This window comes from Paenibacillus sp. UMB7766-LJ446 (genome assembly GCF_030226665.1).
Taxonomy (GTDB): Bacteria; Bacillota; Bacilli; order Paenibacillales; family Paenibacillaceae; genus Paenibacillus; species Paenibacillus vandeheii.
The window spans coordinates 150250-163884 of the sequence record NZ_JASOYM010000008.1 but is presented as its reverse complement, the minus strand read 5'-3'; the positions used below and the strand labels follow the sequence as shown (position 1 = coordinate 163884).

Below are 13635 nucleotides of genomic sequence, written 5' to 3'. Positions count from 1 at the left end.
AACATACCGTTCAGATCACATCATTGTATCATTATTGTGGAAAATCAAGAGCTATTCTATCCTGAAATTAAACGTAAGAATACTGGTTATTTCATTGGAAATGACACCCTGCCGGTTTAGTCGAAATAAACCGCTTTGCCTGTCTGAGCAGACTCGTAGATTGCTTCAAGAATTTGAGTGACAACAATCGCCTGCTCTGGTTTTACAACCGGATCCTTGTCTTCAATAATCGCTTCAAGCCACATTCTCGCTTCACGATCCGCTTCATTTTCTGCACTGCCGGAATAAAAAGCAACTCCACCTGCGTCCAGGTCCACCTTGGTTTCATAAAGACGACTGCGCTTCTCGCCATTGATCCGCAGACCATCGTTCATATCCGCGCCACCTTCTGTACCGCAGAGCAGTGATTTGGCTTCACCGAACTCAGCTACATTCAATGCCCAGCTGGACTCGATAATGATCGTGGCACCATTCTCCATCGTCACAAATCCGAATGCAGAATCTTCCACCTTGAATTGTTCCGGGTCCCACGGTCCAAAAGCGTTAGCCGCATTTTCACGCTGACCCAGCTTGTGGAAAGTAGAGCCCATGACACTCTTCGGCTTGTAATTGTCCATCAACCAAAGTGTCAGATCCAGTGCATGCGTACCGATATCAATCAACGGTCCGCCACCCTGTTTCTCTTCGTCAAGAAATACACCCCAGGTTGGTACAGCACGGCGGCGAAGTGCAATCGCCTTACCGAAATAGATATCGCCTAGCTCGCCTTCTTCGCACATTTGTTTCAGATACTGGCTGTCATTGCGGAAACGGTTCTGATATGCAATGGACAGCTTTTTGCCTGTACGTTGTGCGGCTTCCAGCATAGCCTGCGCTTGTGCAGAAGTCTTCGCCATTGGCTTTTCACACATAACATGTTTGCCTGCCTCAAGAGAAGCGACCGTGATGACGGAATGGGAGTCGTTTGGTGTACACACGTGTACCACATCAATGCTCTCATCCTTCAGCATCTCGTTATAATCGGTGTATACTTTGGCTCCCTCAGCACCAAATTCTGCTGCTGCCTCCTCCGCACGTTCCTTCACAATGTCACAGAAAGCGACCATACGGCCCTGAGATTGTTTGGACAAGCTGGGCATATGTTTACCTTTGGCGATTCCGCCACAACCAACGATGGCGATATTAAGTACTTTAGACATGAACAAGTCCTCCATTAGCGGCATATTTTCTAATTCAGTTCATACTGTTCTAATGACCTCTGTTGGGGGGCCTGCGGCGTGAGCCCAACACGAATCCAGCTCCACTTGCAGATAGAAAGCGGTTACGGTATCATACATCGCGTTTAACGACGGCTGGTTCATCCGAAATCAATTAGTGTGATTGTACAGCCTCTGACTGATTTCCATCGGTATTGTTTCCCGCTGCTGCTTCATAAGAGCTCTCCAGCTGGATGTGTTTGCCCTCAAGCGAGGAGCGCTGGAACGCATGCATAGCTTCAAGCACATGGTAGGCAAGCTTGCCACTGGCCTTGTGTTCGCGTCCGGCTCGAATGGATTCAACCATTTCTGTAACGCCGATCCCGCGCTCGTTCTGTCTGCTTTCAAAAGCAGGCTTCACAGTCTCCCATGTGTCCTGACCGAATCTGCGCAGCTTCACTTCCCCATTAAAAAAATTGGGGTCCGGTATACTCATAGTGCCTTCAGTACCGTAAATTTCAATTCGCGGCAAATCCGAAGCACCCCGGATATCGAAGCTGGTGATCATTGTTGCAATGGCACCTTCCTCGAAATCAATCGTTCCTGCCAGATGTGTTGGCGTCTGTACCTGAAGAGGTGTACCTTCCTTCGGTCCGGAACCAATAACACGATCTGTAATCTGTACACCTGCAGAGGAACTGATTCTGCGAATCGGTCCAAGGAGAGTAATCAGAGCGGTCAAATAGTAAGGTCCCATATCGAACATAGGTCCGCCACCAGCGACATAAAAGAACTCTGGATCCGGATGCCAAGCCTCGGGTCCTCCACCCATGAAGAATGAAGTTGCTGCAATCGGCTTGCCGATCAGCCCTTCTTCAATGGCCTTGCGTGCAGTCTGAATGCCCGATCCAAGGAACGTATCCGGTGCTGAACCGACATACAGACCTTTTTCCTCAGCCAATTCAATTACCTTGCGACCATCCTCTAGAGAGATTGCCAGTGGTTTCTCGGCATACACATGTTTGCCTGCTCCAAGCACAGCCAGATCCGTCATGGCATGACTGCCAGGAACCGTTAGGTTTAGCACAAGCTCAATTTCGTTATCTTGCAGCATTTCATCTACATTGTAAACGTTTGCGATATTGAATTCATCAGCGCGTACTTGTGCCCGGTCACGGATCAAATCCGCAACAGCCACCACTTCAATAAGAGGATTATCTTTTAAATTTTCCAGATAAATGGCGCTAATGTTACCGCAACCAATAATGCCTGCTTTCATTTTCTCCACAGTGGTGTTCATCTCCTTATGCGTGGTGAGAACCTATAATTTGCATATTTGTAATTGAAGGTTTTGCGCTAGATTGTTGCACTTGAATTTAATACTATGGTATTCCGTTTCGGCTTCAATTAAAATGAATAATATGATCGAAACATGAACTATCTGGTCATAATTTTCAAATTGCAAGGAGTATGCCAATGCCGACTGATTATTCCTGCCAGGTTCTTACAGCAGGCTTCTCGTTTCATCGCAAACCTTATATAGGCTTGCACCCTGAGGGAGTAAAGAATTACCTGATGAGGCTCCAGACGGATGGACGCTGCCGAGCTCGTATAGACGGCGTCATGTCGCTTGTTGATGCGGGTGATCTGCTTCTTTATAATCCTGATGAACCGTATGAACTAAGAGTAGACAAAGAGAAAAATCCGATGGGTGAACGACTTGTGGAGAGTGGTGATTACCACATTTTCTTCAATGGGGACTGGGTGGATGAGTGGTGGCAGCATCACAAGAGGCCGAACCGGATCAAGGTGCAGCTGACTGAAAGCCTGCTCACCCTGTTTCGCCAGCTCGTACTGGAGCAGCGCCGTATTTCCAATCCTTACCCTGAAATCTCCAGTTATTATATGCGCATTCTATGTCTTGAAGTGGATCGCTTGCTCTCGGAGCATCCGACGAATACCAATACCAACTATGTGGCGTATGAGATTAAAAGTTACATTGAGGAGAACGCTTCTTCTCTATTCAAGCTTGAAGATATTGCTACCCATATTGGAATCAGTGTTTCACGGGGAGTTCATCTTTTCAAAGAAGCGTTTGGTAAAAGCATTATGCAGTATACGCTTGATGTACGGCTGAATATGGCCAGAGAACGGATTATTTTCAGTCCTATGACGCTTGAACATGTAGCCGAATCTTCCGGCTTTAACAATTATACGTATTTCCATCGGGTGTTTCGCTCCCGTTTTGGCATGTCGCCCAAAGAATTCCGAGTCATTCACCGGGAACAGATGTAATCGCTTCACTTCATTAATACGTATTATTCGTAACCGAAACTTATTTGCGGGCGGCAATCGCCTCAGATACAACCATCGCCAAATCTTCGTTGCCAAACATGGACAGTACGCCCAATACGGTATCGTCCGGTATGTCACCGGCTTCCTCCTTGGATACAACCAGCTTCAGCACCTGCTGCAAACGCTCGTTGCTCAGCTGTTCCGGGTAGGCTTGCCGGTACATCTCTTCCGGATCCAGTCCTTGATTAACACACCACTGGGCAAATACCAGAATCATCATTTCCTCTTCCTGTTTATACGTCTCAATTACCGCTTCCTCAATCTGTTTGTTGCGTTCTTTTTCATATTCATCCATGGTGTTATTGTTCCTCCAATATCGTTTAATGAATCATTGGTGCGGAAGTCTACATTCACACTCCCGCACTACCCTGCTGCAAGATCAACCGCGGATCAGCTGTTCAGCCAAGTCATGGCTGTCCATGACGTGACTCGCACTGATTGCACAGTCATCCGGGGTCTCCAGGTTTGCCAAAAATTGATTAATGGCTCCCGTGAAGCCTCTTCGGGTCAAAATACTTTCCCAACTGCCAAAGGTTTCCTTGCGTTCCTGTTCACCGCGTTCCTCATACTTTGCTATTTCCATGTTCATCACTTCTACCGATCTTCCCCCGCCATACAACTCAAGCTTCTCCAAATCAGCTCCAGCTTGCCGTACCATATCAAATCTGCCATAAGCCGTTCTACCCAGCTTGGCTGATCCTGCCGCATGCAGTAATCGGTCCAGTTCATTTTTGCGTATCCACTGATGCAGCAGCTGCACATTGTGATCCGAATACCATAACATCAGGTCAAGGATATGGATCAGATCATCATAAATGGTTTCCGCAGCCGGACGATCCTGAATACCCGTCCGATGCTTCGTGACTGTCAGGGATTCGAAGCCTTGTCCAGCCTGCATCCAATCTTTCGCGTTTTGATACAATGGTGCCAATCTCCGGTTAAATCCTACGGCCAGCAACAGGCCTTGCGCTTCGGCAAAAGCGGTCATTTCTTCCGACTCCCGCAACGTATAGGACAGAGGTTTGTCCACATATACAGCCAGCCCCCGCTCCAGACATTGCATGACAATGTCAAAATGAGCTTCTGTCGCTGTATGTACAAACACTGCATCCAGATCCCAGGACAACAATTCTTTCATATCCGTTGTGCCATTGTTCAATCTATAGGTATGCTGAATTTCCTTCACCGGCTCGGGAGAACGGTTCATAATCCCCGTGATTTCCACGTTCGAGTGGGCAGTCAACAGCGGTAAATATACTTTACGTGCAATATCCCCGAGTCCGATGATCGCAGCACGGGTTCGCTTGGTTGTTTCCATTATGATCATTCCACCTTCAGATGAGTTCTATAATTCTACGTCCTATAGTGTAACCCTTCGGGCAGCAACATGCCAGTGATTGAGGCCAGAGCCTGCGCGAATTGTCCATCCGTTAGTCGAACGTGGTAAACTTTAGAGAGAAAGTGATACGGATCGGGATGAAGATGGACTTTCCTGGTCTGAAAGGAGCGTTTGGGATTTTGCGAAAATGGTTATGGCTCCTCTTATATGTTTTACTTGCCGGAGTCACGTTTATTTACAGATATGAACTGCTGGCTTGGACCGATCTGCATCAGTCCATTCCACTTTTACTCGCCATGGCGACGTTATTTGCTCTTGTACCCGTAATTCCGTACAAAATCGTCATTATTGCCTTTGGCTATAGTTACGGTACCGCAACAGCAGCCTGGATATGCTGGCTTGGAACCACACTTGCTGCACTGTTGGTATACACTGGAGCGAGAACGATATTCAGAAATCAAGCCAGATCCTACCTCGAACGCATTCGAGGTTTGAATCGATTTACAACATGGATGGAAGCTCATCCCTTCATGGGTATCATGTCTATGCGGCTGCTGCCCATCGTGCCCCAAATGGCGGTTAATATCTATGCGGGCATTACCTACACCCCCTTCTGGGTCTTTATGGTCGCGACGGCGATTGGCAAACTGCCTGCGATTTTTGTTTTTGCCTACGTGGGTGCGCAAGCAGAATCATCGATCTGGCTGAGTCTTTTGATCCTTGGTGGTTATCTGGTGTTCATGACGATCATGTTGCTCTTGTTTCGCCTGCGCTCTCGTAAAAAAGTCTAAATCGGACCAGTCAGAAACAGTTTTGATTCATCCTCTTTACGATCCTGCTTGGTTGGCTTGCCAATTCGGGATATAATAGAAGAGTAAGCCAAAATATCATTCTTCATCAGAAATGGAGTGACTATAGCATGGAACAACATTCAAGTGAAAAAGCAACTTTTGCAGGCGGGTGCTTCTGGTGTATGGTATCCCCCTTCGAGGAACTGCCCGGCATTCACAAGATTGTATCGGGTTATACAGGAGGACATACGGAGAACCCAACATATGAGGAGGTCTGCTCGGAAACGACAGGTCACGTAGAGGCTGTTCAAATTACGTTCGACCCGGCTATCTTCCCCTATGAAAAGCTCGTTGAATTGTTCTGGCAACAGATTGATCCAACGGATACCGGTGGGCAATTCCATGACCGTGGCTCATCTTATCAGACGGCCATCTTCTATCACAGCGAAGAGCAGCGCCAGATTGCAGAAGCTTCCAAAGAAGCTTTGGCACAAAGCGGACGTTTTGACAAACCCATCTTCACACCGATTTTGCCAGCGAAAACGTTCTATGAAGCAGAGGAGCATCACCAAGGTTATCATCACAAAAACCCTGCGCACTATAAACGGTACCGTAAAGGTTCTGGACGTGAAGACTTTATCGAACGCAATTGGTCCGGCAAAGTGGATAAAGACGACCTGAAAGAGCGCCTGACGCCGCTGCAATACGAAGTTACCCAGAACAACGCAACCGAACCAGCATTCCACAACGAATTCTGGGATCACCACGGTGACGGAATTTACGTGGACATCGTATCCGGTGAGCCACTGTTCAGTTCCACTGATAAATACGATTCCGGCTGCGGCTGGCCAAGCTTCACTCGTCCACTGCGTGACTACAATGTGAAGGAAAAAACGGATCTCAGCCACTTCATGATTCGTACCGAGGTGAGAAGTCGTGAAGGAGATTCCCATCTGGGTCATCTGTTCAACGACGGCCCTGCCGAAGCGGGTGGAATGCGTTATTGCATCAATTCCGCAGCCCTTCGTTTTGTACCCAAAGAGGATCTGGAGAAAGAAGGATACGCCGAGTACGCCGTACTGTTTAAATAAGTAACGACTCAATGAAGTAACGGAATTTCATGAAGCGCTAACGAATCGACCGCTGAGCAATACACCAAAAAGGGGATTCCCGTCATGTTTATGACATATGGGAAATCCCCTTTTTGATGTGCCTTTTTGTATAGATCCGAATCAGGGTCACATCTTCAACTTCTTACCTACCTCTTTACAGGGGCTATCACATCATACTTACAATCCAGCCGATCCAGTAGGCAAATGGAATCAATAACAACTGAGCCAGCAATGTGCCAAATAAACGGGATACGAGCATACAGCCATAGATCTGATTCATTCGATCCAGCCGAATCTCACCGCGCAGTGATTTGTCGCTGAGCAACGAGATACGGGGATCAATCAGGATGGTTAACAGAATGGTCGCTACTCCATTAATGAGTCCGGTGGATTGTGATGCTGCTACAGCCTGCCCCGGATAAAGATACGCAGCGTAAAGACTGGACAGGACCCCGGTCGTATAAATTGCTGTCACCGCTATGTTCAACGTCATTAGACGTCTGGGCATGCCATGTTGTACTAATCGCTTCGCCATCTTCCAAGATGGCGGGGTAATATAATACGTTGCATTTTTGATCTTGCTGCGCTTTAACATGCCTCGAACCATGGAAGGAATCGACCCTGCCGCTTCAAAATGAACGACCATTCGGGAAGCGAGTTTGACCATGGTTGGAAAACATACTATCGCTATGGCTGTTCCAGCCGTAGCCGCACCCATTAGCCAGTGCAGTTGCGCTGCAAAGTGTGGGTTTCCACCGCTTGTCGCTGTGTCCACCAAATTGCCTACCATTGGCCCTTGGGCCATATTGGAGGTACGCGACACCAGCAGCAAAATCCCGGACAGGGACAAGGCCAGCGCAATTCTGCGAGTACGCAATCCGCCAAGGCGCAGCGCATAGGACAGACTGTCAGCCGCATGAATAAGCATCGTAAACAACATAGGGATGGCCAGGCTCAAACTAAACATATGTAAATCTCCTTATCATTTTCCTAATGTGATTCTACTGTATTTGTAAGTATGGAAGCATTATACTCCTCATCCACATAAAAGTATAGAAAATCGCAGAGAAGTTGAACGGAAGAATGTACTTAATCTAAGCAAAAGCTTTGAGGTTCTGCAAGACATTCGTTTATTCATCCCGGTACAGGGTAATATACAAATAACTTATATTGTACAGGAGGGAATCAATATGCCGTGGAACAAACAGGATTATCCCGTTTCCATGAAAAATCTGGAGCCTCGTGTCAGACATAAGGCCATCGAAATTGCCAATGCACTACTGGATGACGGTTATGAGGAAGGACGCTCCATTGCAATCGCTACTGCAAAAGCAGAAGAATGGGATGAGAATCATCCCAAGTCAGAGGGCTCCAAGCATGACACGAAACAGTCTTCATCAGACAGCAAATCGGACCATGGTAAATCTTCATCTCCACGCCGTCATTCCGAGCCTGTCTCTTCTTCCAAAAGCCATGATAATATTCATGTGGTTCCTACCGACTCTGGCTGGGCCATCAAGGAAGAAGGTCAATCCAAATCTCTAGCTACGTTCCGAACGAAAGCCGAAGCTGTGGATGCTGCCAAAGAAAAGAGTGAAAAGCAGAACATTCGGGCTATTATCCATAATGAAGATGGTCAAATTGCTTCTTCCATCAAGCCTTAAGTGGAGCTGATTGTTAAAAAGAATATATCGTGAACGTACTACGTCTATTCGTTTACTTGAGCAAGCAAAAAGCCCTTTCGCCGCTAATGGAATGATTCCCATCAAGCATGCAAAAGGGCTTTGCTTTTGGTATGACGCAAGCCCACCTTACTCGAACAACATTCATTACGAATAAGGTGGTTGTTTCGTTTAATGCGAAACCCCTCTAGCCACCGGAGCTCGTTGTGAAGCACCGCTGACTACTTTGGCTGCAGTTGACACGGGCAGCTTTACAGCAGAAGTCGTAACTGTACGACGAGCCGGGAAACTGACCATGTACGTAATCACTTTACTGGCAATCCATACGGCTAGAATGGTATATAAAGTTTCTTTTACCGGTAGAAAGAAAAGCGACAATCCGAGTACAAACGCATCGCTGACAAAGAAAACCGTTCCCAGCTTCCAGCCCTTCCAACGGCTAATGAGCACCGCCAGAATGTCATCTCCGCCTGTCGCTCCTCCGAATCGAAGCACCATGCCAGCGCCCACGCCGGTGATCACACCGGACAGGACTGCCGGAATCCACAGATTACCGTGAAACGGAATGACCAAGGTGGAGTACCGCTCAAACCCGTCATAGAACAATGAGAATGCAGCCACACCCAGCAGCGCCTGAATCATGAACTTCCAGCCCTTGAGGAACCAGGCCAGAATCATGACTGGAATATCCAGCAGAAGCATGCCGATGGCAGGTGACAAGCCTGTCGCGTATTTTCCAAGCAGGGCCAGACCGACAAATCCGCCCTCCGATAAATGATTCTGAAAATTAATGTGATAGTAGGCAAATGCCAAAATAAATGTTCCGAGCAGCATAATGGCGAACTTTCCCGCCTCTGTCTTAACTTGTTGTAAGGTTAACGATTTTCTCTTCATTCAGGTTCCCTCGCAGTTTGTAAAGGTTGGTTTGCACCGACCGTACCCTGCAAAAGGCAAGCCTGGAAGAAATCATCGTATTTGTCCTTCGAATAGTATTCATTCCAATCCCCTCTTTCGCAGAGTCAGCCGTTTTTTTTCTTTACGGTGGTGTACTCTACAAGGGGCGCTAAGTGTAAGAGAGATCGTAACGTTTCCAGATCGTCCTTGGGGAGATTATCCTTCGGGAACTCATGGTATCCTGATCCTTTCTGTCTGTTGGTGGTTAGCTGTGCTTGGTTAAACGAATTGAAATATTACACTATGCACAAAGTCGAACGTCTGATATCACACTTAACCCACTTCGATTGCAGTACCCTCTTTCGATCGCTGTTATCCACGAATTTTTCTGATCCCATATTTCAAATGGGAAAATTCGTTGATAAAGGCGAGCGCTTCGCTTCTACAGACGGGTTCTGCACTCTTCGTTCCTGTGTGAATGTAAGTTCAACATGATTCAAAGCGTGTAATCGTTCATTCTGCTTAAACACCAAAGCTAACTTGCTTATTCTTCTATTATATAACACCGATGTGATTGGGTCGAAACAGTCGGCCCTTCAAATATGAGCAAAAAGCACACTTAGTCCTGCATAAGCCGTCAAACAGCCACACCAGGACAAGCTTCTCTACCTAATAGTGCAACCTGCTCCTTCATTCTATGATTGAAGCTTCCAAATATAACTGTCCAGTCACCCAACTGTGACAATTTGGGTCCATTTTTTTATTTTTCCGCGGATTTTAAAGGAATCATTTTCCTCTTGCACATACACTATAGCAGATGTAATCGGCTTATCTTTGGTCCAGTTAAACGTTTCCAGACTTACTCTGCTTTTTATGGTATAATATAACAATTGATTCCCACTACCGTTTAAGCGAGGCGGATTGATGAAAACGTTAAAGCCAAGAGTCTTTATTGGCTGCTCGCTGGAAGCGAAGCCGATTGCAGCCGCAGTACACGAAAACTTGCGTTTCTCGGCCGAAGTTACCCCTTGGTACTCCGGAGTTTTTAATCCAAGCAGTTATACTATGGACGATCTGGAAACAGAAGTGCGGACGACTGACTTTGCCATTTTTATTTTTCATCCGGATGATATATCGAAAATTCGCGGGAAGTACTATGCCTCTGTCCGTGATAATACAATGCTGGAAATGGGTTTGTTTATGGGTCGTCTGGGACGAAAGCGCATTTTTTTCATTCTTCCTGAGGATATTACGGACATCAAAGACACCTCCAAAATTGAAGGTTTACGCATGCCTACAGACCTGTTGGGGTTAAATCCACTCGTTTATGAAATTCGTTCAGACGGGAAATGGGCGCCAGCCGTTTCGGTGGCCTGCTCCAAAATCGCCGACAGTATCGAAGAACAGGGACGCTGGAGTGATCCCGAAGTGGAAAAAATCATCGAGAAGCACAAAATGTCTGAGGGGGAGGCACGGTTACAGCTGCTCAAGCTGCTTCGATTCTTCAGAGAATTGCTGCGTACCCGCAAAGCAGACTCGGTAATGTTGGAGCGAATGAGCGATGCACTTCGCAGTGCCTTCGTCTCTCATCCTCCATTCGCTGTACGCGGAACGGCCATATACCGTACAGATGATAGTGGTCATATTGAGCAATTATGTGGTAATGTTGGGGAACCGGGGAGAAAATATAACTTGTCCGCCAATGACGACAAGCAGCCCGATGACCCGAAGCGTATTCTGGTCATTGATTCTTACCTGGAAAACAAAATCAAGATCAATCTCTACGACGATTACCTTGAGAAAGAGTATCTGCTATGCTATCCTGTAGCCAAGAGATATGTAATTACAGTCCACATTATTGGACATATTGAAGCGGATGAGGCGATATTTCAGCAGATTGACTTGGAGAATCGTCATCTGTTCAACGCCATCAACGATTTGTTAGGAGGCGAACCGGAATGAAACCGGAAACGAAAAAAATAAGCAAGCGCTGGGGCAGCGAGAAAAAGGTACGCCTCAGTTCTGCGCCCGAAGCATCACGACCGGTTCCGGAACCCAAGGAAGAAGATCGTTTCCACAAACCGGCCGTACCGCTGACTACGATTGGCCCTTCCCTGAAGGGTAAGGAAAGACCTTACAAAGTGATTCTGGAAAAAGAGGCTCTTTACGAGAAGCCTCAGTATCTTGCTTAACCGCTTTATGCTCATATACAACTCTGCCGTCTGGTTCGGCAGATCATCTGGCCCCGCCGCCCAAGGCAGGGGCTTTTTTGTTGCAATGCTTCGGCAATCCCTTCATAACCTTCGCTAGTACCAACGGACTAAGAGCTCTTCATCTCTTCCTCTGATGCATTAAGTTGTTTTCTTTATGCCCTTAGGTTTCCTGCAAAACCCAAAAATTATACCTTATTTTGGAGAAGGCTTGTCCCTATTTGAATGCCTCCAACCTCAGCATAAATCGGGTTTGGACTACTTCCAGTATTTCTCGGTTGTATTGTGTATCATCATTGCATATATTGATTATAATATAAGAACATACGTTCTGTAAACAAGAACATGTCCGAATCCATGGTTAAGGAAGTGAAAGTATGTCATCCTCCTCTTCCGCCCCATCCCCTGCGGATGAAGACCACCGTTTGATTAAATGCATGGTTGTACGCACTCTGCTGCTGGATGTACTTGAACGGGATATTCGCACGCTGGATACGTTGCAGCTCAAAATGCCAGAAGTCTACATTCTGTCTCTAACCCGTATTCAGAATCAAGTACTCAAGGAAATGCTGACGCTTCGCAAACAGATGAGAACCCGTGGCGTCAAGGTTCTGGAGGAGAAACGGCAAGTCGATGGGATCGAAACCCAGTATCTGTGCAGAGGATATTTGCAGCGGTTCTATATGCTGTGGACGTTTGCGCGGAATGAAGTCAAAAAAGAGCTTAGTCGTCATCTGGATATGGACTTGACGCAGACTTGATGCAACTCGGACCATATTGTACCCAGACATGATTCTGGCTGAATGATCCGCTGGACCTTCTCGTCATATGCCCGCTCAAATTCGGATCTCTCCTCCTTACATGAAACAAGTTGACCCGGGGAGACTCTGTTCATTAAGATAGAATAGAGATATATCCAACCATTCCAATAAGGCAGGGTCTGAATTCAATTCCTAATACAAAAAACAAGCCTGCCAGCCAATATGGCGGGACAGACTTGTTCAGTGGACTTGATTTCAACCGGATTAGCTCTCAACGTCTTATCAATCAAGGAGTTGTACTTCATGGACTTGAATCCGCATTTAATTAAAAATCAAACACCCGCAAATACAGGCATTGCCGCAGATGTTACCGAACTGATCGGCCAGACACCTGCCGTCAGACTGAACAGACTTACAGGCAGCCATTCCGCTGACGTATACGTCAAGCTGGAATATTTCAATCCCAGCGGCAGCGTTAAAGACCGTGCCGCCTATAACCTGATCGTTCAGGCCGAACGGGCTGGGCTTCTTCTTCCCGGCGCAACCATCATCGAGCCGACCAGCGGCAATACCGGGATCGGTCTTGCGATGAACGCGGCTGCCAAAGGATATAAAGCCATTCTAATCATGCCGGACAACATGTCCAAGGAACGCATCAATATTCTGAAAGCCTACGGCGCAGATGTGGTGCTCACCCCTGCGGCAGAGCGGATGCCCGGTGCGATTCGCAAGGCCAAAGAGCTTCAGGCCGACATTCCGGGAAGCTTCATTCCCCAGCAATTCGAGAATCAGGCGAACCCGGATATTCACCGGATTACCACGGCTCCCGAAATTATGCAGCAGATGGAAGGCAAGCTCGACGCCTTCATTGCCACGGCGGGAACTGGCGGCACCATTACCGGAACAGGCGAAGAGCTGCGCAAGCAGCTGCCGGACATTCGCATCTATGCGGTGGAGCCGAAAGGTTCTCCGGTGCTGTCCGGTGGCGAGCCCGGACCTCACAAGCTCGTCGGTACAAGTCCGGGGTTCATTCCGGACATTCTGAATACCGACGTGTGGGATGCCATTATCCAGGTGTCCGATGAGGATGCACTGGATACGATGCGGCAGCTTGCTGCCCGGGAAGGGCTGCTGCTCGGCCCTTCCTCTGGCGCTTCGGTGTGGGCCTCCCTGCGCATCGCGCGGGAACTGGGGCCGGGTCACCGGGTGCTCTGTATTGCGCCTGATACCGGGGAACGGTATTTGAGCATGGGTATTTTTTAACTAAGAAGAATTCTAACACAAGTCAAAGGCTC

General features: G+C 47.5%; 14 protein-coding genes. 8 read left to right on the top strand and 6 right to left on the bottom strand.

Annotated features, from left to right (window positions below):
- Positions 1 to 116: 116 nt before the first annotated feature.
- The gene (locus QP794_RS20160; RefSeq protein WP_079349503.1) at positions 117 to 1199 is read right to left on the bottom strand and encodes a Gfo/Idh/MocA family protein; all 1083 of its coding nucleotides are present in this window, start codon (positions 1197 to 1199) and stop codon (positions 117 to 119) included.
- 172 nt (positions 1200 to 1371) lie between these two features.
- Positions 1372 to 2484 carry a Gfo/Idh/MocA family protein gene (locus QP794_RS20155; protein WP_285078622.1) on the bottom strand — a complete coding sequence of 371 codons (1113 nt, stop codon included), beginning with the start codon at positions 2482 to 2484 and terminating at the stop codon, positions 1372 to 1374.
- Between the two features lie 188 nt (positions 2485 to 2672).
- Here QP794_RS20155 and QP794_RS20150 point away from each other — a divergent pair, with 188 nt between their 5' ends.
- Positions 2673 to 3491 (top strand): AraC family transcriptional regulator, encoded by an 819-nt coding sequence (locus QP794_RS20150; protein ID WP_285078621.1) that lies wholly within the window; start codon positions 2673 to 2675, stop codon positions 3489 to 3491.
- Between the two features lie 40 nt (positions 3492 to 3531).
- On the opposite strand, the gene QP794_RS20145 is transcribed toward QP794_RS20150, so the two are convergent.
- A complete protein-coding gene (locus QP794_RS20145) occupies positions 3532 to 3846 on the bottom strand; it encodes a hypothetical protein (RefSeq protein ID WP_024631043.1) in 315 nt (104 codons plus the stop codon).
- An 84-nt stretch (positions 3847 to 3930) separates the two neighbouring features.
- On the bottom strand, positions 3931 to 4869 hold the full coding sequence (locus tag QP794_RS20140) for a Gfo/Idh/MocA family protein (RefSeq protein WP_285078620.1): 939 nt from the start codon (positions 4867 to 4869) through the stop codon (positions 3931 to 3933).
- Between the two features lie 200 nt (positions 4870 to 5069).
- Between QP794_RS20140 and QP794_RS20135 the strand changes: the two genes are divergently transcribed.
- Together QP794_RS20135 and msrA are read left to right on the top strand one after the other, a co-directional pair.
- On the top strand, positions 5070 to 5681 hold the full coding sequence (locus tag QP794_RS20135) for a TVP38/TMEM64 family protein (protein WP_024631045.1): 612 nt from the start codon (positions 5070 to 5072) through the stop codon (positions 5679 to 5681).
- A 128-nt stretch (positions 5682 to 5809) separates the two neighbouring features.
- Positions 5810 to 6772 (top strand): peptide-methionine (S)-S-oxide reductase MsrA, encoded by a 963-nt coding sequence (gene msrA / locus QP794_RS20130; RefSeq protein ID WP_285078619.1) that lies wholly within the window; start codon positions 5810 to 5812, stop codon positions 6770 to 6772.
- Positions 6773 to 6959: 187 nt separating this feature from the next.
- On the opposite strand, the gene QP794_RS20125 is transcribed toward msrA, so the two are convergent.
- Entirely contained in the window at positions 6960 to 7760 is an 801-nt protein-coding gene (locus QP794_RS20125; protein WP_094938550.1) for a lipid II flippase Amj family protein, read from the bottom strand.
- Between the two features lie 223 nt (positions 7761 to 7983).
- Between QP794_RS20125 and QP794_RS20120 the strand changes: the two genes are divergently transcribed.
- The gene (locus QP794_RS20120) at positions 7984 to 8457 is read left to right on the top strand and encodes a DUF2188 domain-containing protein (RefSeq protein ID WP_094938549.1); all 474 of its coding nucleotides are present in this window, start codon (positions 7984 to 7986) and stop codon (positions 8455 to 8457) included.
- Positions 8458 to 8646: 189 nt separating this feature from the next.
- Here the strand turns inward: QP794_RS20120 and QP794_RS20115 are convergent, their stop codons facing one another.
- Positions 8647 to 9369, bottom strand: coding sequence for a YitT family protein (locus QP794_RS20115; RefSeq protein WP_024631049.1), 723 nt, complete (start codon positions 9367 to 9369; stop codon positions 8647 to 8649).
- A gap of 924 nt (positions 9370 to 10293) precedes the next feature.
- Between QP794_RS20115 and QP794_RS20110 the strand changes: the two genes are divergently transcribed.
- The 4 genes from QP794_RS20110 to cysK all read left to right on the top strand — a co-directional run bounded on the left by QP794_RS20110 (position 10294) and on the right by cysK (position 13603).
- Positions 10294 to 11331, top strand: a complete 1038-nt coding sequence (locus tag QP794_RS20110; protein ID WP_285078618.1) for a nucleotide-binding protein — start codon at positions 10294 to 10296, stop codon at positions 11329 to 11331.
- The gene (locus QP794_RS20105) at positions 11328 to 11561 is read left to right on the top strand and encodes a hypothetical protein (protein ID WP_053784364.1); all 234 of its coding nucleotides are present in this window, start codon (positions 11328 to 11330) and stop codon (positions 11559 to 11561) included. Before QP794_RS20110 ends, QP794_RS20105 begins: the two co-directional genes overlap by 4 nt.
- Before the next feature lie 395 nt (positions 11562 to 11956).
- Positions 11957 to 12340 carry a YhjD family protein gene (locus tag QP794_RS20100; protein ID WP_483311931.1) on the top strand — a complete coding sequence of 128 codons (384 nt, stop codon included), beginning with the start codon at positions 11957 to 11959 and terminating at the stop codon, positions 12338 to 12340.
- A 303-nt stretch (positions 12341 to 12643) separates the two neighbouring features.
- Positions 12644 to 13603, top strand: coding sequence for a cysteine synthase A (cysK, locus tag QP794_RS20095; protein WP_285078712.1), 960 nt, complete (start codon positions 12644 to 12646; stop codon positions 13601 to 13603).
- Positions 13604 to 13635 lie beyond the last annotated feature (32 nt).

Coding starts and splice junctions, on each gene's coding strand:
- QP794_RS20160 (WP_079349503.1), bottom strand. CDS start 1,199: ATGTCTAAAGTACTTAATATCGCCATCGTTGGTTGTGGCGGAATCGCC.
- QP794_RS20150 (WP_285078621.1), top strand. CDS start 2,673: ATGCCGACTGATTATTCCTGCCAGGTTCTTACAGCAGGCTTCTCGTTT.
- QP794_RS20145 (WP_024631043.1), bottom strand. CDS start 3,846: ATGGATGAATATGAAAAAGAACGCAACAAACAGATTGAGGAAGCGGTA.
- QP794_RS20140 (WP_285078620.1), bottom strand. CDS start 4,869: ATGGAAACAACCAAGCGAACCCGTGCTGCGATCATCGGACTCGGGGAT.
- msrA (WP_285078619.1), top strand. CDS start 5,810: ATGGAACAACATTCAAGTGAAAAAGCAACTTTTGCAGGCGGGTGCTTC.
- QP794_RS20125 (WP_094938550.1), bottom strand. CDS start 7,760: ATGTTTAGTTTGAGCCTGGCCATCCCTATGTTGTTTACGATGCTTATT.
- QP794_RS20120 (WP_094938549.1), top strand. CDS start 7,984: ATGCCGTGGAACAAACAGGATTATCCCGTTTCCATGAAAAATCTGGAG.
- QP794_RS20115 (WP_024631049.1), bottom strand. CDS start 9,369: ATGAAGAGAAAATCGTTAACCTTACAACAAGTTAAGACAGAGGCGGGA.
- QP794_RS20110 (WP_285078618.1), top strand. CDS start 10,294: ATGAAAACGTTAAAGCCAAGAGTCTTTATTGGCTGCTCGCTGGAAGCG.
- QP794_RS20105 (WP_053784364.1), top strand. CDS start 11,328: ATGAAACCGGAAACGAAAAAAATAAGCAAGCGCTGGGGCAGCGAGAAA.
- QP794_RS20100 (WP_483311931.1), top strand. CDS start 11,957: ATGTCATCCTCCTCTTCCGCCCCATCCCCTGCGGATGAAGACCACCGT.
- cysK (WP_285078712.1), top strand. CDS start 12,644: ATGGACTTGAATCCGCATTTAATTAAAAATCAAACACCCGCAAATACA.